The organism is Caballeronia sp. AZ7_KS35 (assembly GCF_023631045.1).
Classification (GTDB): domain Bacteria; phylum Pseudomonadota; class Gammaproteobacteria; order Burkholderiales; family Burkholderiaceae; genus Caballeronia; species Caballeronia zhejiangensis.
In genome coordinates this window covers 1-19,594 of sequence record NZ_JALQDV010000045.1, presented here as the reverse complement: position 1 = coordinate 19,594, position 19,594 = coordinate 1, and the positions used below count along the sequence as shown (strand labels likewise).

19 protein-coding genes and 2 pseudogenes are annotated in these 19,594 nt (G+C 63.2%); 14 read left to right on the top strand and 7 right to left on the bottom strand.

What is annotated here, in order from left to right; translation table 11 throughout:
- Positions 1-66: 66 nt before the first annotated feature.
- Positions 67-513, bottom strand: coding sequence for an SRPBCC family protein (locus NCT05_RS28080; RefSeq protein ID WP_239295253.1), 447 nt, complete (start codon positions 511-513; stop codon positions 67-69).
- Between NCT05_RS28080 and NCT05_RS37275 the strand changes: the two genes are divergently transcribed.
- Positions 503-937 (top strand): hypothetical protein, encoded by a 435-nt coding sequence (locus tag NCT05_RS37275; RefSeq protein ID WP_502801802.1) that lies wholly within the window; start codon positions 503-505, stop codon positions 935-937. The two genes, NCT05_RS28080 and NCT05_RS37275, sit on opposite strands and share 11 nt — an antisense overlap.
- A gap of 41 nt (positions 938-978) precedes the next feature.
- Positions 979-1,689 (top strand): annotated as a pseudogene (locus NCT05_RS28070) (GNAT family N-acetyltransferase); the annotation flags it as partial.
- A gap of 36 nt (positions 1,690-1,725) precedes the next feature.
- Here the strand turns inward: NCT05_RS28070 and NCT05_RS28065 are convergent.
- Both NCT05_RS28065 and NCT05_RS28060 read right to left on the bottom strand, forming a co-directional pair.
- Positions 1,726-2,124 (bottom strand): FKBP-type peptidyl-prolyl cis-trans isomerase, encoded by a 399-nt coding sequence (locus NCT05_RS28065; RefSeq protein WP_008346914.1) that lies wholly within the window; start codon positions 2,122-2,124, stop codon positions 1,726-1,728.
- 50 nt (positions 2,125-2,174) lie between these two features.
- The gene (locus NCT05_RS28060; RefSeq protein ID WP_175981500.1) at positions 2,175-2,471 is read right to left on the bottom strand and encodes a DUF4148 domain-containing protein; all 297 of its coding nucleotides are present in this window, start codon (positions 2,469-2,471) and stop codon (positions 2,175-2,177) included.
- A 237-nt stretch (positions 2,472-2,708) separates the two neighbouring features.
- Here NCT05_RS28060 and NCT05_RS28055 point away from each other — a divergent pair, with 237 nt between their 5' ends.
- Together NCT05_RS28055 and NCT05_RS28050 are read left to right on the top strand one after the other, a co-directional pair.
- Positions 2,709-3,956 (top strand): MFS transporter, encoded by a 1,248-nt coding sequence (locus NCT05_RS28055; RefSeq protein ID WP_250503687.1) that lies wholly within the window; start codon positions 2,709-2,711, stop codon positions 3,954-3,956.
- Between the two features lie 57 nt (positions 3,957-4,013).
- A pseudogene (locus NCT05_RS28050) lies at positions 4,014-4,943 on the top strand (LysR family transcriptional regulator).
- A gap of 46 nt (positions 4,944-4,989) precedes the next feature.
- On the opposite strand, the gene NCT05_RS28045 reads toward NCT05_RS28050, so the two are convergent.
- Positions 4,990-5,871: a LysR family transcriptional regulator gene (locus NCT05_RS28045; protein WP_008346906.1), complete on the bottom strand. Its 882-nt coding sequence runs from the start codon at positions 5,869-5,871 to the stop codon at positions 4,990-4,992.
- 113 nt (positions 5,872-5,984) lie between these two features.
- Between NCT05_RS28045 and NCT05_RS28040 the strand changes: the two genes are divergently transcribed.
- Positions 5,985-7,184 (top strand): amidohydrolase family protein, encoded by a 1,200-nt coding sequence (locus NCT05_RS28040; RefSeq protein ID WP_008346905.1) that lies wholly within the window; start codon positions 5,985-5,987, stop codon positions 7,182-7,184.
- A gap of 3 nt (positions 7,185-7,187) precedes the next feature.
- On the opposite strand, the gene NCT05_RS28035 is transcribed toward NCT05_RS28040, so the two are convergent.
- The 3 genes from NCT05_RS28035 to NCT05_RS28025 form a co-directional block, all read right to left on the bottom strand.
- Positions 7,188-8,024 carry a bifunctional allantoicase/(S)-ureidoglycine aminohydrolase gene (locus NCT05_RS28035; protein WP_008346903.1) on the bottom strand — a complete coding sequence of 279 codons (837 nt, stop codon included), beginning with the start codon at positions 8,022-8,024 and terminating at the stop codon, positions 7,188-7,190.
- Positions 8,025-8,240: 216 nt separating this feature from the next.
- On the bottom strand, positions 8,241-9,581 hold the full coding sequence (locus NCT05_RS28030) for an ArsB/NhaD family transporter (protein ID WP_250503686.1): 1,341 nt from the start codon (positions 9,579-9,581) through the stop codon (positions 8,241-8,243).
- An 18-nt stretch (positions 9,582-9,599) separates the two neighbouring features.
- Positions 9,600-10,637: an amino acid ABC transporter substrate-binding protein gene (locus NCT05_RS28025; protein ID WP_175981507.1), complete on the bottom strand. Its 1,038-nt coding sequence runs from the start codon at positions 10,635-10,637 to the stop codon at positions 9,600-9,602.
- A 193-nt stretch (positions 10,638-10,830) separates the two neighbouring features.
- Between NCT05_RS28025 and NCT05_RS28020 the strand changes: the two genes are divergently transcribed.
- From NCT05_RS28020 to NCT05_RS27980, 9 genes are all read left to right on the top strand, one after another.
- Positions 10,831-11,235: a hypothetical protein gene (locus NCT05_RS28020; protein WP_175981509.1), complete on the top strand. Its 405-nt coding sequence runs from the start codon at positions 10,831-10,833 to the stop codon at positions 11,233-11,235.
- A 99-nt stretch (positions 11,236-11,334) separates the two neighbouring features.
- Positions 11,335-11,838 (top strand): MaoC family dehydratase, encoded by a 504-nt coding sequence (locus NCT05_RS28015; protein ID WP_008346896.1) that lies wholly within the window; start codon positions 11,335-11,337, stop codon positions 11,836-11,838.
- 174 nt (positions 11,839-12,012) lie between these two features.
- Positions 12,013-13,359 (top strand): MFS transporter, encoded by a 1,347-nt coding sequence (locus tag NCT05_RS28010; RefSeq protein ID WP_008346894.1) that lies wholly within the window; start codon positions 12,013-12,015, stop codon positions 13,357-13,359.
- Positions 13,356-14,753 carry an MmgE/PrpD family protein gene (locus tag NCT05_RS28005; RefSeq protein WP_250503685.1) on the top strand — a complete coding sequence of 466 codons (1,398 nt, stop codon included), beginning with the start codon at positions 13,356-13,358 and terminating at the stop codon, positions 14,751-14,753. The genes NCT05_RS28010 and NCT05_RS28005 overlap by 4 nt, the downstream gene beginning before the upstream one ends.
- A 27-nt stretch (positions 14,754-14,780) precedes the next feature.
- Positions 14,781-15,965, top strand: a complete 1,185-nt coding sequence (locus tag NCT05_RS28000; protein ID WP_250503684.1) for an acyl-CoA dehydrogenase family protein — start codon at positions 14,781-14,783, stop codon at positions 15,963-15,965.
- Positions 15,962-17,152 (top strand): CaiB/BaiF CoA transferase family protein, encoded by a 1,191-nt coding sequence (locus NCT05_RS27995; protein ID WP_008346888.1) that lies wholly within the window; start codon positions 15,962-15,964, stop codon positions 17,150-17,152. Before NCT05_RS28000 ends, NCT05_RS27995 begins: the two co-directional genes overlap by 4 nt.
- A gap of 71 nt (positions 17,153-17,223) precedes the next feature.
- A complete protein-coding gene (locus NCT05_RS27990) occupies positions 17,224-17,973 on the top strand; it encodes a GntR family transcriptional regulator (RefSeq protein WP_051078976.1) in 750 nt (249 codons plus the stop codon).
- Positions 17,974-17,992: 19 nt separating this feature from the next.
- Entirely contained in the window at positions 17,993-18,787 is a 795-nt protein-coding gene (locus NCT05_RS27985) for an HpcH/HpaI aldolase/citrate lyase family protein (protein WP_250503683.1), read from the top strand.
- A gap of 25 nt (positions 18,788-18,812) precedes the next feature.
- A complete protein-coding gene (locus tag NCT05_RS27980) occupies positions 18,813-19,562 on the top strand; it encodes an electron transfer flavoprotein subunit beta/FixA family protein (RefSeq protein WP_250503682.1) in 750 nt (249 codons plus the stop codon).
- Positions 19,563-19,594: the final 32 nt, after the last annotated feature.

The following is a 19,594-nucleotide window of genomic DNA, read 5'->3' as shown; positions in this document are numbered from 1 at the left end:
TCGTACTTCACGCGAAATGACAAATGGCCCGATCGGCTTGCGCTGATCGGGCCATATTTGCGTTCATCAAGACCTACCGGGGAACGCGCCGCGCTGAATCAGGAATTCGTCCAGTTGCTCGAACGTTTCGGGCATTGCTTCGTCCATTCCCTCGATGGCGACGTCGAGCGCTTCCTTCGACGGATACAGCTCGTGCATCACGAGCAGCGTCTTGCCATCTTTCTCTTCGAGGGTCACGGTCGTGACGGCGCCATCGTCGCTTTCCTCGTTGGTCCAGACGAGGCGCGCATCCGGAACCACGTCGAGGTATCTGCCGAAGAACGCCATGGGCGCCGATGCCTCGGGATGAGCGAACGCCAGCCGATAGCGCCCGCCGACACGCACGTCCTGTTCGCACGAGAGCAGGGTCGCACCGCTCGACTTCGGCACCCACCATTGCCGGAAAAGCTCGGGCGTGGTCCACGCTTCGAACACGAGCCGCGGCGGCGCGTCGAAGATTCGCGTGATGACCATCTCGCGCTCGGACTTGCGCTCCGATGCCGTGCGGTTGCTCGTGCGGTTGCTCGTGCGGGCGGGCTCATTTTCTCTGCTTGCGACCATCACGTTTCTCCTTGCGTTTGAGTTCCTCGATGACCGTGTCCAGCGCGTCGAAACGTTCATGCTTTCATGCACTGTCGATGCTCCGGCCGTTCGCCGCCACGAATGCGATGGTGAATTGTGCGCCACCTTCTTCTCGATTGACAGCCGCGATCCGCGCGCCGAATCCGTCGACGATGGGCGACGTGATCGCGAGCCCGAGGCCGGGTCCGTGTCCGCGCGGCTTGGTCGTGACCAGCGGATCGAACAGATGCGCGAAGTTTTCCGAAGGCGAGGTTCGCGGCACGCGCCGCATTCCGAAATTTCAGAATCGCTCGATTTTCGATGGCCGAGCTTTTAGACTGCGAGTTGCCCTTTCACGCAACCGGAGCGCCTTCACGCATGACGAGAACCAACGAATATCAGCAGCCGATCGGCGAAGCGGTAACGGACTGGAAAACGCGTGAGCGCCCGGCGCGCATCGGCATCGACGGCAGGCATTGCCGCATCGAGCCGCTCGACGTGGATCGCCACGCGGCCGATCTCTTCGATGCCTACGGTCGCGCGCCGGACGGCAGCGACTGGACTTATCTTTTCGTCGGGCCGTTCGCGGATTTCGAAACCTTTCGCGACTATCTGGCGAAAGCCGCCGCGTCCGCCGATCCGCTGCATTACACGGTCATCGATTCGGCGAGCGGCAAGGCGGTCGGCACGCTCGCGCTGATGCGGATCGAGCCTGTGCATGGCGTCATCGAAATGGGCAGCGTCACGTTCTCGCCCCTGCTCAAGCAGACGCGCATATCGACGGAAGCGCAATATCTGCTGATGCGCTATGTTTTCGACGATTTGGGCTACAGGCGCTACGAATGGAAGTGCGACAGCCTGAACGCGCCTTCGCGCAAGACGGCGCTTCGGCTCGGCTTCGAGTTCGAAGGCATCTTCAGGCAGGCGATCGTCTACAAGGGACGCAATCGCGATACGGCGTGGTACGCGATCATCGATAAGGACTGGCCGCGCATCCGGCGCGGCTTCGAACGCTGGCTCGCCGACGATAACTTCGACGTGAACGGCAGGCAGCGTGCATCGCTCGCGCAATTGCGGGACGAGGCCGCTTAGAAAGCGCATCGTCCGCGATTGCGCGTGCTTCGATTACTTCTTGATCTCGAGCAGTTCGACTTCGAACGTCAGGTCGCTGTTCGGCGGAATCGTGCCGACGCCGCGGCTGCCGTAGGCGGTTGCGGCCGGGCAGGTCAGCTTCGCCTTGCCGCCGACCTTGATCTTCTGCACGCCTTGCGTCCAGCACGGAATCACGCGGTTGAGCGGGAAGGTCGCGGGGCCGCCGTGCTTGCTCGAGCTGTCGAATTCGGTGCCGTCGGCGAGCGTGCCGCGATAGTTGACGCTCACGGTGTCGTCGGCGGTGGGTTGCGCGCCGGTGCCTTGCTTGAGGTGCTCGACGACGACACCCGACGGCAGCTTCTCGGTGGTGTTGGCGGCGAACGCGGTGGTTGCGATGGCGGATGCGGCGAGCAGAGCGATGACTGATTTCATGCGATAACCTCGTTGAACGGAAGGGCCATTATATCGACAGCCCTTTGGCCTCAATTCGTCCGCGCCTCCGGGCATTCCGTCCGGTACCAGATATCGACCTGACGTTGCGCCGCATGCAGATCGTCGGGATAGTACGGGTCGAAAAATTTCGACGGATCGTAGCCCGCTCGTTCGAGCGCGGCCAGTTCGCTCAGATTGCGCTCGCGCGTCAGCGGCGCGTGGTTTCTGAGCGCGGTGAGATCGCGGCATTGCGCAGCGCTCAGATTCGGCGCGCCTGGCTGCGAGCCGCCTGCGGCACAACCGGCGAGCGCAATGGCGAGCGCCGGGATCATCGAAAGTGTTTTCATGTTGCGTTTTCCTCCGGTTCGGGGCGTCTATCGGAAGTATCCTAGTTGAGCGGAAATCCGCTCGAACTGCTTCGCGCAGCCCGGCGAGCGCTGCAGCCGCGCCATTGTTTGCGAATCGCGAATGACGCATTCGGCGGTTCGCCCGTTCTTTTCGAAGCGCGTCTGAGTCACCCTCTGTTGCGTCGACGATGCCGCATTTCAACCACGCGGCGCGCGATTCTGACTCAGGAGACAAAGATGACCTCGAACCGGTGGGATACGTCCTACGAATGGAAAGCCGTGACGCTGCTTGCGCTCGGATTCGGCCTTGTCGGCCTCGATCGATGGCTGATCGCGCCGCTCTTTCCGGCAATGATGAAGGACCTGCATCTCACCGCGCAGGATGTCGGCAACTGCATCGGCATACTGGGGCTGTCGTGGGGCGTGTTCGCCGCGCTGATGGGCGGCATCTCCGACAAGATCGGACGTCGCAAAGTGCTGATTCCCGCGATCATCGCGTTTTCGCTGCTATCCGGATTTTCGGGCGTCGCGGGCGGCCTCGCCAGCCTGCTCGCCGTGCGCTCGCTGATGGGCGTCGCCGAAGGCTCGTTCTGTCCGACGAGTTTCGCCGCGACCGCCGACGCCTCGCATCCGAAGCGGCGCGGCTTCAATCTCGGGCTGCAGCAAAGCGGATTCGCACTCTTCGGGCTTGCGCTTTCGCCGATCATCGCGACGCAACTGCTCAACGTCGTGTCGTGGCGCTGGGTGTTCGCGCTCGTGTCCATTCCCGGCTTGATACTCGGCGTGCTGATGTTCTTCGTGATTCGCGAACCGGCGTCGGCGCCTGCGCAACAGCAGGCCGCGAAGGGCAACTGGCGCGACGTGCTGAAGAGCCGCAACATTCGCGTCGCGATGGTCGCGCTCTTCTGCGCGATGACGGGCGTCTTCGTGCTCGGCGCGATGCTGCCGCTTTACCTCACCGACTATCTCGCGCTCGACACGCAGCGCATGGGCATCGTCGTATCGGCGATTGGCTTTGGCGGATTCGTCGGCCAGTTCGCGTTGCCGGGACTCTCCGATCTCGTCGGACGGCGGCTTGCGAGCATCGCCGGTTTCGCGGGCACGGCCGTCATGCTGTACGTGTTTCGCGGCGTCGGGGCGCAGCCGCTCGTTCTGTTCATCGTGCTGTTCGTGGCGTCGTTCTTCACGCTCGGCCTCGTTTCGCTGCTGTCCGGGCCGGTCGCGACGGAAGCGGCGCCGATCGGCATGGTGTCGACGGCGATCGGCATCGTCGTCGGCGCGGGCGAGATCTTCGGCGGCGGCGTGGCGCCCGCGATCGCGGGTTTCGTCGCTACACGATTCGGAATCCAGAATATTCTCTGGCTCCCGATTTGCGCGGTGATTCTGGGCATCGGCGTGAGCCTGCTGCTCGAAGAGACCGCGCCCGCCCGCGTGCGCGGAAAAGCGCGCGGCGTGGGACTCGTCGGAGGCGAGCAGCCCGAGTAAGCGCATACGCGCGCTGCGGATACACTGACATGCTGGACACGCTCGAAAGGGACCAGCATGGATCGTTTTCTCAGCATAGAGGCCTTCGTGCGCGTGGCGGAGACCAGCAGCTTCGCGGAAGCGGCGCGGCAGCTCGGCGTCGCCAGTTCGGTCGTCACCACGCGCATTCAGCAGTTGGAGAAATTCCTCAATGTGCCGCTGTTTCATCGCAGCACGCGGCACGTCAGGCTATCCGATGTCGGCGAGGCGTTCTATCGGGACTGCGCGGAAGTGGTGGGGCGCGTCAACGAACTGACCGACCAGATGCGCGAGTTGCGCGCGACACCGACCGGGCGGCTGCGCATTCAGATGTTGCCGGGCTTCGCGCTGGGTCACTTCGGCGCATCGCTGGCCTAATTCAATCGACGGTATCCCGGCATCCAACTCGACGTGATCGTCAACGACCGTGTCGTCGATCCGATCGAAGAGGGCTTCGACGTCGCGTTCCAGATCTTTCCGGCGATCTCCGAATCGCTGATCGAGCGGCGTCTCTTCACCGTCCGGCGGCTCTTTTGCGCCGCGCCTTCCTACGTGAACGAACATGGCGCGCCGCGGCATCCGCGCGAACTGCTCGATCACAGGACGGCGCTTTACTCGGGCTATCCGTCGCGCAATCGCTGGACGATGACGCGCGGCAGCGAGGTCGTCGAAATAGAACTGCCGGGCATCGTGCGTTCGAATTCGGTGCACTTGCTGCACGACTACGCGCTGACGGGCGGCGGCGTGGTGTGCCTGCCGACGCTCGTCGCGAGCGCGTCGCTGCTCAATGGCTCGCTCGTGCCGATTCTGCCGGACTACGCGCTCTCTCCAATGAACTTCGCAGCCGTCTATCCCGCGACGCAGCGGCAAGGGCTCAAGGTGAAAGCGCTGGTCGAATTTCTCGCCGAGCGGCTGGGTCCGGAGCCGGCGTGGGACGTGCCGCTCATCGAACGAGGATGGGTTAGTTAGCCATGCAACTAACTTTCCTTTCGCGCCCGCCCCTTGAACAACGCGCTCAACGACGCTGCGGCCCGAACATGCGCGACAAGGCCCGCGCGAGTTCCTTCACAACGGCATCGGCAGTCGGGTGATGCAGCAGCGCGATATCCATTGTCTCGATGGCGGGCAAGCCGCTTTTCGCTGTCAGCACGACGTGATCCGGCGATACGGCGCGCGCCGGAAGCAGGCTGATGCCCAGACCATCGGCGACGGCCGCCTGGATGCCGCTCAGACTCGAACAGATGAACGCGAGCCGCCAGCGTCGGCCGATGCTTTCGATCGCATGGGTCATGTCGTCGCGATACAGCCCGCGCGGCGGAAACGCGACGAGCGGAATCGGATCGAGTTGAATCGACGGATTCGTCGCGCTGTCGATCCATCGCAATTGCTCGGGCCATGTCGCGACGGCTTCGCGGCTATTGCGCCGCTGCTTCACGAGGACGAGATCGAGATCGCCGCGATCGTAGCTGTTGCTCAGATCGCGGACCAGTCCGCTCGTCACTTCGAGCTTCACTTGCGGATGCTTGCGATTGAAGGCCGCGAGCATGTGCGTCGTCGGTCCGCCGACGAAGTCTTCCGGCACGCCGAGCCGGACCGTCACGCCGACGTTCGCGCCCGATAGCGCCTCGATCATTTCGTCGTTGAGCGCGAGCATGCGGCGCGCGTAGGCGAGCAGGGTTTCACCGGCGTCGGTCGGGCGAACATCGCCGCTGCCGCGTTCGAGCAGCTTGTGCCCCGCCATGTCCTCGAGCCGGCGCACCTTCTGGCTGATCGTCGATTGCGTCGAATGAAGCCGCGCGGATGCGGCGGTGAAGGTGCCGCAATCGGCCACCATGACGATGGCCTTCAACAAGTCGAGGTCGAACAGCGGCGTGCGTGCGTTGGGAAGGTGTTTCATCGACCCGATGGATCTTCGAATGGGACATCGACTTCTATCACGCGCGAAGGGCGCTGGCAATCGCGTGATAGTGTTCCGGTAGGGCAGTGCGTCCGCTTACCGATATCGCCGACATGACTCGTTCTCTCTATCTCTGCAATGTCCGCCTGGCCGATGGCCAACAGGTTTCCGTATCCATCGTCGATGGTCGTATCGACGCGCTCGGCGCAGATGCCGCCGCCCCACGCGATGCGCAGATCGAAGACGGCGGCGGCGCGTTGCTGCTGCCGGGCTTCGTCGAAGGTCATACGCATGTCGATAAGAGCAACTGGGGGCGTCCGTGGTATCGCAACGAAGTCGGCCCGCTGCTCACCGATCGCATCGGCAACGAACGCGAATGGCGCAGGACATCGGGACACGATGCGGCCGCGCAATCGCTCGCGCTGTCGCGTGCATTCGTGGCTGCGGGCACGACGCGTCTGCGCACGCACGTCGATATCGACACCGACGCACGCCTGCGCCATCTCGAAGGCGTACTCGCAACACGGCAGACGATGCGCGATACGCTCGACATGCAGATCGTCGCGTTTCCGCAGTCGGGCATGCTGATTCGTCCGGGCACCGTCGAGCTGCTCGGCGAAGCGCTCGCAGAAGGCGCCGATGTGCTCGGCGCGCTCGATCCCGCGTTGATCGACGGCGATCCGGTCGCATCGTTGAACGCGACCTTGGCGCTCGCGCAACGCTATCGCAAGCCGATCGACATCCATCTGCACGAACCGGGCGAGATCGGCGCGTTCACGCTGAAACTGCTGCTGGATCGCGTGCAAGCGTCGGGCATGCAGGGACAGGTCGTCGTCAGTCACGGCTTTTGTCTTGGCGCGCTGCCGGAGCGCGAGCGCGATGTGCTGCTCGATCGCATCGCTGATTTGCGCGTGGCGCTGCTGACGAGCGCGCCGCCTTCGTGCACGGTGCCGCCGCTCAAGCTATGCCGCGAGAAGGGCATCACGATGTTCGGCGGCAACGACGGCATCCGCGATACATGGACGCCGTACGGCGTGCCCGACATGCTCGAACGCGCGATGCTGATCGGCATGCGCTACGACTTGCGGCGCGACGACGATCTCACGATCGCGTTCGATTGCGTGAGCGACGCGGCAGCGCGCGGCTGCGGTTTCGCGGACTACGGCCTGCGCGTGGGCGCGCGCGCGGATCTCGTGCTCGTCGATGCCGAGACCGTCGCCCATGCGGTCGTGACGCGGCCCGTGCGCAAGCTCGTCGTTGCGAACGGACGTATCGTCGCGCGCGACGGCGTGCTGACGCCGCCTCGCGCATGACGCTCAACGCGGTGCGTTGAGCGTCAGCTTCATATGGCGGTTCACGTCCTTGTACAGCAGATAGCGGAAGCGGCTCGGTCCGCCCGCATAACAGGCTTGCGGACAGAATGCGCGCAGCCACATGAAGTCGCCGGCTTCGACTTCGACCCAGTCCTGATTCAGCCGATACACCGCCTTGCCTTCGAGCACATACAGGCCGTGCTCCATCACGTGCGTTTCTGCGAACGGAATCACGCCGCCCGGCTGGAACGTAACGATGTTGACGTGCATGTCGTGACGCATGTCGCTGGTATCGACGAAACGCGTCGTCACCCAGCGGCCTTCGGTGCCCGGCATCGGAATCGGCTCGATGTCCTGCTCGTTCGTGACGAACGCTTCGGGAAGCGGCACGCCATCGACGGCTTCATAGTGCTTGCGAACCCAGTGAAAACGCGCCGCATCCTTATGACGATTGCGCAACTGCCAGTTCGTGCCGGGCGGAATGAACGCATACCCGCCTGTCTTCAGAACATGCAAGGTGCCTTGCAAAGTCAGTTCGATCTCGCCTTCGACGACGAACAGCACGCCTTCGGCATTCGGGTCCTGTTCGGGCTTTTCGCTGCCGCCGCCCGGCGCCACTTCCATGATGTATTGCGAGAACGTCTCGGCGAATCCGGTAAGCGGACGCGCGAGCACCCAGAGACGCGTCTTGTCCCAGAACGGCAGATGACTCGTGACGATATCGCGCATCACGCCTTTGGGAATGACGGCATACGCTTCAGTGAACATCGCGCGATCGGTGAGCAGCTCGGTCTGCGATGGATGACCGCCGTGCGGCGCGTAGTACGTGTTGCTTGACATACGAAAGTCTCCGTTAGGTTCACGCCGTCGTCGTGATTTCGACGCCTTGGTCGTCCGGCTTTCCCGGACGCGAATGACAGGCGCGACGAATTTACCCGGCAGAACACATACAAAATATCGGAGATGCGCGCTATCGACAAATTAAATGTTCGAATGCAGGGTATCCATTTCCTGAATGGGGCAGCGAACGATTCTTTATGCAGACGCTTACGAAGATCAGCGAAGAATATGCCCGAGCACGATCACATACACCGCCGTGATCGCAAGCTGACATAAGGTGAACGGCAATCCATAGCGCAGAAAGCGCCCGAAGCTGACCGGCGCGCCTTCCTGCGCGCAGATTCCCGCTGCCACGATGTTCGCCGCCGAGCCGACGAGCGTCGCGTTGCCGCCGAGCGTCGCGCCGTACATCATGCCGATGAAGACCGGAATCACCGCGTCGGGCCACTGCGTGAACTGGTCGGAGAGCGCGGCCTCCGGCACGAATTCCGCCGTGACGAGATAGCCCTTGACCATCACGATCGACGCAGCCGCGACCGGCACGTTCGCGAGCACGGAAGAGAGCAGGCCGATGCCGCCGATCATCGCGAGCGCGACGAGCGCGAGTCGCGTACCGAACACTTCATACAGCTTGAGCGACATGACTTGCAGCAGTCCCGTCTTGGCCATGCCCTGCACGAGACAGAAAATGCAGGTGAGGAACAGCAGCGTCTTCCAGTCGACGTCGCGCAGCACGCGATCGGTCGGCTCGACCCTGAACGCATACGCGACGAGCAGCGCGAGCGCACTCGCGATCACGGCGACGACGGGTGGCACAATGCGCGTCGGCAACTCTTCGCCGAGCACGAAGAGGACCATCATCAGCGCGAGCACGACGACGGCGAGCGCCGCGTACACGGGCCGCTTGAGCTTCGTTCCCGGGCTGCGCGGCGGTAGCGGCGTGACGCTGCGCCAGATGCCGCGCATGAGGATCGGCAAGAGCGGAATCACGACGATGATCGCGAGCAGACCACCGAGGCTCGCGCGCCGCAGATACTCGCCGAAGCTCATGCCGATCGAACTGCCGACGAGAAACGTCGCCGGATCGCCGACGAGCGTCAGCAGGCCGGCGGCGTTGCTGAGCAGGGCGGTGAGGATCAGCGGCGGCACGATATCGAGTTCGAGCGCGCGCGCGACGCGAACGATGATCGGCGCGAGCAGGATCACCGTCGTCGCGTTGGGAAGCAAGGCGCATAGCGGCGCGACGATCACGATCAAGAGAAGCAGGAAGCGTTTGCCGCTGCCCGCCGTCGCGCGCAGATAGTATTCGCCGACGAGATCGAAGAGACCCGTCGTCGAAAGAATCCGCGCGACGATCATGCCGCCGAACAGCAGGCTGATCGGTCCTGCCGCGGTGCGCGCGGTCGCGATCAGATCCTGCTCGTCGATGATGCCGAGCGCGATCAGCACGCTTGCACCGACGAGCGCGGCGACGGCCATGTCGATCAGATCGAAGGCGATCACGAGGATCACCGCCGAGAACACGCCGACTACGAGATAGATTTGCCAATCGCTCATGATGGGCTCGCGCGGGCGCTATTGCATCGGCGGCGCGTACATCAGGCCGCCGCGTCGGTAGAGTTCGTTCAGTCCGCGTTCGAGTTTGAGCGGACTTCCGGTGCCGAGATTGCGGTCGAACATTTCTCCGTAATTGCCGGCGCTTTTCAGCGCACGAATCGTCCAGCCGGGGTCGATGCCGAGCGTCGCGGTGACGCTCGCATCCGGCACGAGCGCGCGGGCCACGATCGGATCGCGGACGCGCTCCGCTTCGTTGCTCCGCGTCACGCCGACTTCTTCGGCGGTGATGAGCGTGAAGAGCACCCAGCGGACGATAACGAGCCAGCGGTCATCGTCGCCGCGCACGGCGGGCGCGTGCGGCTGCTTCGAGATTCGCTCGGTCAGGATCGTCATGGACGACGGGCCGCCCGGCGCGCGGCTGCGCAGCGTGGCGAGCAGGGAGGTATCGGCGGTCACGGCGCCGCATCGGCCGGAGACGAACGCGTGCTCCAGTTCCGTCACCGAGCCGAGCACGAGCGGCTTCAGGTCGAGCGCGTTCGCATTCGAATAGCCGGCGAGATTGCTTTCGCTCGTGGTCTCGCGTTGCACGCAGACCGTGGCGCCCCTGAGCGACGCGAGCGTGCGAATGCCGCTCTTCGCCGGCACCATGAACGCCTGAGCGTCATAGAACAGCACGCCCGCGAACTGCACGGCGAGCGTGCCTTCGCGCAGCAGCGTCCAGGTCGTGTTGCGCGCGAGCAGATCGACGCGGCCCGTCCTGAGCGCCGGAAAACGCGCGGACGTCCTGAGTGGAACGAAGGCGACCTTGTTCGCGTCGCCGAGCGTCGCGGCGGCCACCGCGCGGCAGAAGTCCGCGTCGATGCCCGACCAGTGTCCGGACGCATCCTGCTGTGAAAAGCCCGCGATGCCGTCGCTGACGCCGCATCGCAGAACGCCGCGCGCCTTGACTTGCGCGAGCGTGTCCGATCCCGCCGCGAGGACGGGCGCGCCCGATGTCAGCAGCGCGAGCAGCACGGCGCCGACGATCGCGATGAATCTCCCCGATGCGTTTGCCATCGTCTTCTCTTGTTGAAGACTTCCGTTCACGGCGTATTGCCACGCAGTTCATGCTCGAAAGGCGAGCGTGTGATATTGCTTGTTTCTACCCGTTCGAAGAGACACGTGACAATAAGGTTGTAGACGAAAACGGATTCAGTTCAAGCGGTCATTTACCGGATACTGTTGCCCCGCCAGGGGCTGGGAGAATTCGATGCGCGCCTTCGTCTCGCTGCCGGTTCTTGCGTTGCCGATGCTTCTCGCCGCGTGCAACACGCCGCCGATTCCGCCGGGCAAATCGGTGGACATACCCACGGCGCTTCAGAACGTCCTCGATGGCGTGTGCAACTTCCGGAAGACGCAGGCCGAGCGCAAGCAGAACTACGGCGTGGCGATCGATTCGATCACCGTCGAACTCGATCTGACCGTCGATGGCGCGCAGACTCCGCCCGTCGCCGTCGCGCCCGATATCAAGTTCATCCCGACCGTCAGTTACGGGCACATCATCACGGCGAATACGGGAAGCAGGCTGCTCGTATCGCTGAAGAATCTCGATGGCGCGAAAGGCGCGGACATGCAGTGCCCGCCGCCGCCGCCGCCCGCCAGCCCCGCTAAGTAAGCGAGGGTTTACCGCAATCCATTCCTGCTTGACGTCGGCCGCGCTGCGCCTGATACTTTGTCCGTACAAAGTGATGTTTAAGACAGGAGGCATGACGCAATGCATTCGGACAGAGTAGGCAAGCAGCGATATCGGGCGAGTTACGGCCGTTATCTGGAGGATTTCACAGTCGGCGATATATACGAGCATCGCCCGGGCCGCACGATCACGGACGCGGACAACATTCAGTTCTCGCTGCTGACGATGAACTTTCATCCGATGCACTGCGACGCGCATCACGCCTCGAAGAGCGAGTTCGGCAAGCTTCTCGTGAGCAGCGGCCTCACGGTCGCGATCGTGCTCGGCATGTCGGTGAACGACGTGAGCGGCAAGGCCATCGCCAATCTCGGCTGGAAGGAAATTCGCCTGACGGGCCCTGTTTTTGCGGGCGATACGCTCTATGCGGAGTCGGAAGTGCTCGAAGTGCGCGAATCGAAATCGCGCCCGACGCAGGGCATCGTCACGGTGCACACGCGCGCGTTCAATCAGGACGGCAAGCCCGTCATGGATTTCATCCGTACCGCGCTGATCGCCAAGCGCGGCCACGGCACCGCCGAAGACTGACCGCACATATCGCCGGCGTTGTCGCGCGCCGGCGTCCCGTTTCCGTTTCGCATACAAGACCGTTCGATTGCATCGATGCATCGGCGCACGGCGGCGAGACGGTTCATCGTCACAGTACTGGAGACAACTGTGAGTCATTACGTTAGCTCGGGCGCCCGGCTGGACCGGCTGCCGATGTCGCGTTTTCACTGGAAGATTCTGGGCCTCATCAGCGCGGGCGCGTGCCTCGACGCGTTCGACGTCTATCTCGCGGGCGGCGTATCCGCCGCGATGCTCAAGGCGGGTTTCTCGACGATGCAGCTCAACGCATTGTTCGTGTCGTCGGGCTTTTTCGGCATGGTGATCGGCGCGGGCTTGTCCGGCTATCTCGGCGATCGCTTCGGACGCCGCTCGTCGTATCAGTTCAATCTCGCGCTCTTCGGTTTGATGTCCTTCGTCGCCGCGTTCGCACCGAATATCCAGTGGCTGATCGGCGCGCGCTTCGTCATGGGCATCGGGCTGGGCGCGGAGCTGGTCGTCGCGGCGGGCACGTTGTGCGAGTTCATTCCGCCCGCGTATCGCGGACGCTGGATTTCGCTGCTCGGTCTCATCGTCAATTCGGGTCTCGTGCTCGCGACGAGTGTCGGTTACGTGGTGATTCCGCATCTCGGCTGGCGCTGGATGTTCGGCATCGCGGGCATCGGCGCGGTGATCGTATGGGCGCTGCGTCATCGCATGCCGGAATCGCCGCGCTGGCTCGAATCGGTCGGACGCACGCAGGAAGCCGAGGACACCGTGAGCGCGATCGAAGCCGAAGTCGCGCATCAGAAGGGACCGCTGCCCGACTGTGCGCGCACGCAGAATCTCGAAGTGCCGCGCGCGCCGCTGTCGGCGCTGTTTCGCCGCGGCATGATCGGACGCACGCTGACGGCCGCATTGACGGCGATCGCGGTGAACGTCGCGGTGTACGGCTTCGTCGCGTGGCTGCCGACGTTCTTCGTCCACGAAGGGCGCGATATTGTCACGTCGCTCGGCTTCACGACGCTGATGTCGTTCGGCGCACCGTTCGGCGCAGTGCTCGGCTACCTCACCGCCGACCGCCTCGGACGCGCGAAAGGTCTCGTGTTCTATAGCGTCATCGCGATCGTGCTGGGCTTCGTCTATCCGCAGATGACGGCCAACGCGGCGATCGCCATCGTCGGCTTCACGCTCGTCAGTTGCATCTTCGGCATCGTCACGCTGGGTCTCTTCGGCTACGTGCCCGAGCTCTTCCCGACCGCGCTGCGCCTGCGCGGCACCGGGGTGGCGGGCGTGTGCGGACGTATCGCGTCGATGCTCACGTCGTATGCCGCCGTGATCCTGTATGCGCAACTCGGGCTGTTCGGCGTGCTCGGCATGGTCGCGGGCGTTCTGATCCTGCTCGTGATCGCCGTGCTGAGCCTCGGCGTGGACGCGAACCAGTTCTCGCTGGAAGAAGTCTCGCCCGATGAAGAAGCCAACGCAGACGATCTGCCGCTCAACCATCAGGGAGCCACGCGATGAACGCACGCAACGACATGCAGCAGGCGCAAACCGTATCGCAACGCCTTGCATCGTTTTCGACGCATCTGCAATTGAGCGACGTGCCGCAAAGCGTGCGCGAGCGCGCGAAGCATCTGATTCTCGACAGCATCGGCCTGGCTTATGCGACCTTGAAACTGCCGTACGCGACCTCGACGCTCGCCGCGATGCAGGAGCTCGGCAGCGGCGAAGCGACGGTGTTCGGCCAAACGCAGAAGCTCGCATTGCGCGATGCGATGCTGCTCAACGGCCTTCTGATTCACAGCCTCGACTTCGACGACACGCATGCACGCGGCGTGATCCACTCGACGGCGAGCGCGTTTCCGGTCGCGTTCAATCTCGCTGAGCGCGAGAACGCGAGCGGCGCGGATCTGCTCACCGCGTATCTCTGCGCGATGGAAGTATCGACGCGCGTCGGCTCGGCGGCGAAGAGCGGCTTTCATCACGCGGGCTTTCATCCGACGGGACTCGTCGGCGCATTCGGATGCGCGCTCGGCGCGGCGCGTCTTCTGGGTCTGCCGGTCGAAGCGGCGCAGCATGCGCAAGGCATCGTGCTGTCGATGGCATCGGGCAATCTCGAGTTCCTGCAGGACGGCGCGTGGACCAAGCGTCTGCATCCGGGATGGGCGGCGGTAGCGGGCGCGACTTCGGCGACGCTCGCGAAGCATGGTTATATCGGTCCGGGCGCGGCTTATGAAGGACGCTTCGGTCTCTATGCGCTTTACATGAAGACGCCGCTCGAAGCGGGCGATATCGATATCGCAACGGCGGGCCTCGGCGAGACATGGGAGATCGACGGCGTTGCGTTGAAGCCGATTCCCGCGTGTCACTTCACGCATGCTTCGTCGGATGCGGCCATCGCGCTTCATCGCGCACATGGTTTGCAAGCCGACGACATCGAGCGTGTGATCGTGCGCGTGCCCGGCCCGACGATTCCCATCGTGTGCGAGCCGGTCGCGCCGAAGCAAAGGCCGTCGAACAGCTATGACGCGCAGTTCAGCATTCCGTACATCGTCGCGACGGGGTTGTTGCGCGGCCGCTTCACGCTCGACGATCTCGAAGCCGAAGCGCTCGCCGATGAAACCGTGCGCGCCGTCGCGGCCCGCGTCACGCACGAAGCGGATCAGGACTCGACGTTTCCGCGTCACTACACCGGCGAAGTGATCGTCCATACGCGGGACGGCCGCATGCTGACGCATCGCGAGTCGATCAATCGCGGCTCGTCGGACAGGCCGCTCACGAATGAGGACATCGTCGCGAAGTTCTTCGACAACGCGCAGCGCAACGTATCGCGCGATGCCGCCGAGCGCATCTGCGAAGCGGTGCTCTCGCTCGACACGCGACCGGCGCGCAGTCTGGCGGAAGCGCTCGCGTAAGCAACACCCATGAATACAGGAGAAGCAATGGCCACCATCGACGCCGATCAACAGCAGGACATGAGCGACTACGAAGAGAACGAGACGCTCATTCTCGACATGCTCGACCGCTTCCTCAAGACGGAAGTGAAGCCCTACGTGCACGAACTCGATGCGAAGGACGAGTATCCGCACGAGATCGTCGAGAAGATGAAGGACATGGGACTCTTCGGCTGCCTGATCTCGCCCGAGTACGGCGGCCTCGGTCTCACGACTTCGACGTACGCGAAGATCGTCGATCGCATTTCCGCGGTATGGATGTCGGTGAGCGGCATCATCAATTCGCATCTCATCATGGCGATGACGATCCAGCGCAACGGCACCGAAGCGCAGAAGCGCGAGTTCCTGCCGCGCATGGCGACGGGCGAGCTGCGCGGCGGTATCGGCCTGACCGAACCGGATTGCGGCACGGACCTTCAGGCGATCCGCACGGTCGCGAGGCGCGACGGCGATCACTATCTCGTCAACGGCAGCAAGACGTGGATCACGAACAGCAAGTACGGCAACATCCTCGCGCTGCTCGTGAAGACCGATCCGGAAGCGCAGCCGCGTCACAAGGGCATGAGCCTTCTGATCGTCGAGAAGGGACCGGGCTTCGAAGTGAGCCGTCAGTTGCAAAAGCTCGGCTATAAGGGCATCGATACGTGCGAGCTTACGTTCACCGATTTTCGCGTGCCGGTGTCGAGCGTGATCGGCGGGCAGGAAGGGCTCGGCCTCAAGCAGATTCTGAGCGGGCTGGAGCTGGGCCGCATCAATGTAGCCGCGCGCGGGGTCGGTGTTGCGCAAGCCGCGCTCGATGAAGCGGTCGCGTATTCGCAGCAGCGCAAGACCTTCGGCAAGCCGATCTGCGAGCATCAGGCGATTGCGCTCAAGCTCGGCGAAATGGCGACGCGCGTGGAAGCCGCGCGCCTTCTGACGGACTCGGCCGCGCGCGCATACGACAAAGGTCTGCGCTGCGACATGGAAGCGGGCATGGCGAAGTACTTCGCAACCGAAGCGGCTGTCGAGAACAGCATGGAAGCAATGCGCATTCATGGCGCGTATGGCTATTCGAAGGAATACAACGTCGAGCGGCTGTATCGCGATGCGCCGCTTCTGACCATCGGCGAAGGCACCAACGAGATGCAACGCCTGATCATCGCCAAGATGCTGATTGCGAGGAACCCTGCATGAGCCTGCCTCTTTCCGGCGTACGCATCGTCGCCATAGAACAATACGGCGCGGGTCCGTTCGCGACCCAACATCTCGCCGATCTCGGCGCGGAAGTCATCAAGATCGAAAACTTCCGCGAAGGCGGCGATGTGGGCCGCAACGTGGGACCGCATTTTTTCGGCGAAGGCGATAGCCACTTCTTCGAAGCGTTCAATCGCAACAAGTGCAGTCTGACGCTCGATCTGAAGAAGCCCGAAGGGCGCGACGTGCTGCTCGATCTCGTCAAGTCGAGCGATGCCGTCTTCAACAATCTGCGCGGCGATCTGCCCGTGAAGCTGGGTCTCACTTACGATCAGTTGAAGGACGCGAATCCGGCTATCGTATGCGCGCATTTGTCGGCATATGGACGCACCGGCAGCCGCGCATCGTGGCCCGGCTACGACTATCTGATGCAGGCGGAAGCGGGTTATCTCTCGGTCACTGGCGAGCCGGACAGTCCGCCGGCGCGCTTCGGTCTGTCGATCATCGATCTGATGACGGGCACCACCGCCGCGATGGCGCTGCTCGCGGGTCTCGTGCAGGCGCGCACGACGGGCATCGGCCGCGACATGGACACGAGTCTCTTCGATGTCGCGCTGCATAACCTCGCGTATGTCGGCACTTGGTATCTGAACGGCGGCACGGTGACAGGACGGGACCGGCGCTCCGCGCATCCGTCGCTGACGCCGAGCCAGCTGTACAAGACGAAGGACGGCTGGATCTTCCTGATGTGCAACAAGGAAAAGTTCTGGGGCGTGCTGGCGGAGATACTCGACAAGCCTTCGTGGATCACCGATGAACGCTTCTGCAATTTCAAGGCGCGGCTCGCGAATCGCGATCTCGTCGAACAGGAACTCGATGCGGCGCTTTCGCGCGCGACGACCGCCGAATGGCTCGCACGTCTGGGCGGACGCGTGCCCGCCGCGCCGGTGTACGACATCAAGCAGGCGCTCGACAATCCGTTCGTCGCGGAGCGGCAAGGCGTGACCGAAGCGGAGCATCCGCGCTTCGGCAAGGTGCGCAACGTGGCGGCGCCGGTTCGCGTGAACGAGACCTTGCCCGCGCGTTCGGCGCCCGAACTGGGACAGGACAACGCGAGGCTTTTCGCCGAACTCGGTTACGATGCTGGTCGGATCGCCCGGTTGCGCGAGAGCGGTGCGGTGCAATGACGATGCTCGCACCGGATGATGTCGCGCGACAGGCGGATCCCTCCGTCAATCCTTCATCGTGCGTGCAAAAGATGGTCAACGTGCTCGGTCAGCAGCCGCGCTATCTGCAATTGGCGCAGACGCTCATCAACGAAATACAGAGCGGGCGCTTTCCGGTGGGCTCCACCATTCCCACCGAATTCGAACTCTGCGAGCAGTTCGGCGCGAGCCGCTCGACCGTGCGCGAGGCAGTCAAGCAGCTCGTGCAGCTCGGCATGGTCGTGCGGCAGGCCGGCATCGGCACGACCGTCAAGGCCGTGAATTCGGAAGGCAGCTATCGGCAGGTCATGCAGCAGTTGAGCGACCTGCATCGCTATTCCGCCGATACCGCGCTCGAGGTCCTGAAAAAAGAGACCGTCGAAGTGAGCGATGCGTCGCTCTGCAAGATGTTGCAGGCGAAGCCCGGCGAAACGTGGTTGCGTCTCGAAGGCATTCGTCGTTCGCCGGAGAGCGTCGATCCGATCTGTCATACCGAGGTCTATATCCAGCCGGCGTTTCGTTCGCTGACAGGCATCGAGGATGATCCACACACGCCGATCTTCACGATGATCGAGCGTCAGTTCGGCGAGCAGATCGCGCGCGTGGAGCAGGAGATTCGCGCGGTGGCGCTGCCCGCGAACATCGCGCGTCTCGTCAACGCGAAGGCGCGTTCGCCCGCGCTATGGCTGTCGCGCCGCTACTTCAACAAGCGCGGCGAGATCGTCGAAGCGGCGGTCAGCATTCATCCCGCCGACCGCTTCAGTTATTCGGAGACGTTCCAGCGCGGCTGGAGCGGCACCTGACGCATTCGAGGAAATTCGCATGATTGCACGCAGTTTTTTGTTCGTTCCGGGCGATCGTCCGGAACGGTTCGACAAGGCATTGGCGACGCACGCGCATCGCGTGGTCATCGATCTGGAAGATGCCGTGGCCATCGATGCCAAGGCGCAAGCTCGCGCGCAGATCGCGCATTGGTTACGTGAGACGCATGAGCGCGTCGTGATTCGCGTCAACGCTTTCGGTACGCCATGGCACGAGGAAGACGTCGAGATGATTCGCGCGGCGAACGTGCGCGCCGTGATGGTGCCGAAGGCCGAAGATGCGGCGCAACTCGCGGATATCGCGGCACGTTGCGCCGATGACGTCGAGTTGATCGCGCTGGTTGAGAGCGTTGCGGGCGTGGTGCGTATGCGCGAGATCGCGCAATGCGGGCGCGTTGCGCGGCTCGCGTTCGGCTCGTTCGATTTCGGCGTGGACGCGGGCATCGACGGCACCGGGCGCGAACTGGACTACGTGCGTTCGCAGTTCGTGATCGAGTCGCGGTTTGCGGGCCTGCCGCCGCCGATCGATGGCGTAACGCTCGCGACGAGCGACCTCGACGCGATCAACGCCGACGTGCTCGATGCGCGCCGCTTCGGTTTCGGCGGCAAGCTATGCATTCATCCGAAGCAGGTGGACGCCGTGAATGACGGCTTCGCACCGAGCGCCGCCGAACGCGAATGGGCGGCACGCGTGCTCGCTGCGCTGGAAGCGAATCCGCGCGGCGCGATCTCGGTGGACGGGAAACTGGTCGACAAGCCGATCGTCGATCGTGCGCGAAGAATTCAAGCCGCGTGAACGAGGTTCAACGGAGAACAACCGAATGAAGATATTGGTTCCAGTGAAGCGCGTCGTCGATTACAACGTGAAGGTCCGCGTGAAATCGGATAACACGGGTGTCGATATCGCGAACGTGAAGATGTCGATGAACCCGTTCGATGAAATCGCTGTTGAGGAAGCGGTGCGATTGAAGGAAGCGGGCGTCGCTACGGAAGTGATCGCCGTGTCGTGTGGTGTTACGCAATGTCAGGAGACGTTGCGGACGGCGTTGGCTATCGGTGCGGATCGCGCTGTGCTGATCGAAAGCGCAGAGGAATTGCAGCCGTTGGCGGTGGCGAAGCTGTTGAAGGCATTGGTCGATCAGGAGAAGCCTGAACTCGTGATCCTCGGCAAGCAGGCTATCGATGACGATTCGAATCAGACCGGTCAGATGCTTGCTGCATTGGCGGGTTTGCCGCAAGCGACGTTCGCATCGAAGGTCGTTATCGCCGATGGTAAAGCGACTGTATCGCGTGAGGTCGATGGCGGCGCCGAGACGCTTTTGTTGAAGCTGCCCGCGGTAATCACGACAGACCTGCGCCTGAACGAGCCGCGCTATGTGACGCTGCCCAACATCATGAAGGCAAAGAAGAAGCCTTTAAGCACGATGACGCCTGCCGATCTTGACGTCGATGTCGCGCCGCGTCTGAAGACGCTGAAAGTCGTCGAGCCGCCGAAGCGCAGCGCGGGCATCACGGTGCCCGACGTGAAGACGCTGGTCGAAAAACTGAAGAACGAAGCGAAGGTGATCTGATGACGACTCTTGTTATTGCAGAACACGACAAT

Coding starts and splice junctions, on each gene's coding strand:
- NCT05_RS28080 (WP_239295253.1), bottom strand. CDS start 513: ATGGTCATCACGCGAATCTTCGACGCGCCGCCGCGGCTCGTGTTCGAA.
- NCT05_RS28065 (WP_008346914.1), bottom strand. CDS start 2,124: ATGAAATCAGTCATCGCTCTGCTCGCCGCATCCGCCATCGCAACCACC.
- NCT05_RS28060 (WP_175981500.1), bottom strand. CDS start 2,471: ATGAAAACACTTTCGATGATCCCGGCGCTCGCCATTGCGCTCGCCGGT.
- NCT05_RS28055 (WP_250503687.1), top strand. CDS start 2,709: ATGACCTCGAACCGGTGGGATACGTCCTACGAATGGAAAGCCGTGACG.
- NCT05_RS28045 (WP_008346906.1), bottom strand. CDS start 5,871: ATGAAACACCTTCCCAACGCACGCACGCCGCTGTTCGACCTCGACTTG.
- NCT05_RS28040 (WP_008346905.1), top strand. CDS start 5,985: ATGACTCGTTCTCTCTATCTCTGCAATGTCCGCCTGGCCGATGGCCAA.
- NCT05_RS28035 (WP_008346903.1), bottom strand. CDS start 8,024: ATGTCAAGCAACACGTACTACGCGCCGCACGGCGGTCATCCATCGCAG.
- NCT05_RS28030 (WP_250503686.1), bottom strand. CDS start 9,581: ATGAGCGATTGGCAAATCTATCTCGTAGTCGGCGTGTTCTCGGCGGTG.
- NCT05_RS28025 (WP_175981507.1), bottom strand. CDS start 10,637: ATGGCAAACGCATCGGGGAGATTCATCGCGATCGTCGGCGCCGTGCTG.
- NCT05_RS28020 (WP_175981509.1), top strand. CDS start 10,831: ATGCGCGCCTTCGTCTCGCTGCCGGTTCTTGCGTTGCCGATGCTTCTC.
- NCT05_RS28015 (WP_008346896.1), top strand. CDS start 11,335: ATGCATTCGGACAGAGTAGGCAAGCAGCGATATCGGGCGAGTTACGGC.
- NCT05_RS28010 (WP_008346894.1), top strand. CDS start 12,013: ATGTCGCGTTTTCACTGGAAGATTCTGGGCCTCATCAGCGCGGGCGCG.
- NCT05_RS28005 (WP_250503685.1), top strand. CDS start 13,356: ATGAACGCACGCAACGACATGCAGCAGGCGCAAACCGTATCGCAACGC.
- NCT05_RS28000 (WP_250503684.1), top strand. CDS start 14,781: ATGGCCACCATCGACGCCGATCAACAGCAGGACATGAGCGACTACGAA.
- NCT05_RS27995 (WP_008346888.1), top strand. CDS start 15,962: ATGAGCCTGCCTCTTTCCGGCGTACGCATCGTCGCCATAGAACAATAC.
- NCT05_RS27990 (WP_051078976.1), top strand. CDS start 17,224: ATGGTCAACGTGCTCGGTCAGCAGCCGCGCTATCTGCAATTGGCGCAG.
- NCT05_RS27985 (WP_250503683.1), top strand. CDS start 17,993: ATGATTGCACGCAGTTTTTTGTTCGTTCCGGGCGATCGTCCGGAACGG.
- NCT05_RS27980 (WP_250503682.1), top strand. CDS start 18,813: ATGAAGATATTGGTTCCAGTGAAGCGCGTCGTCGATTACAACGTGAAG.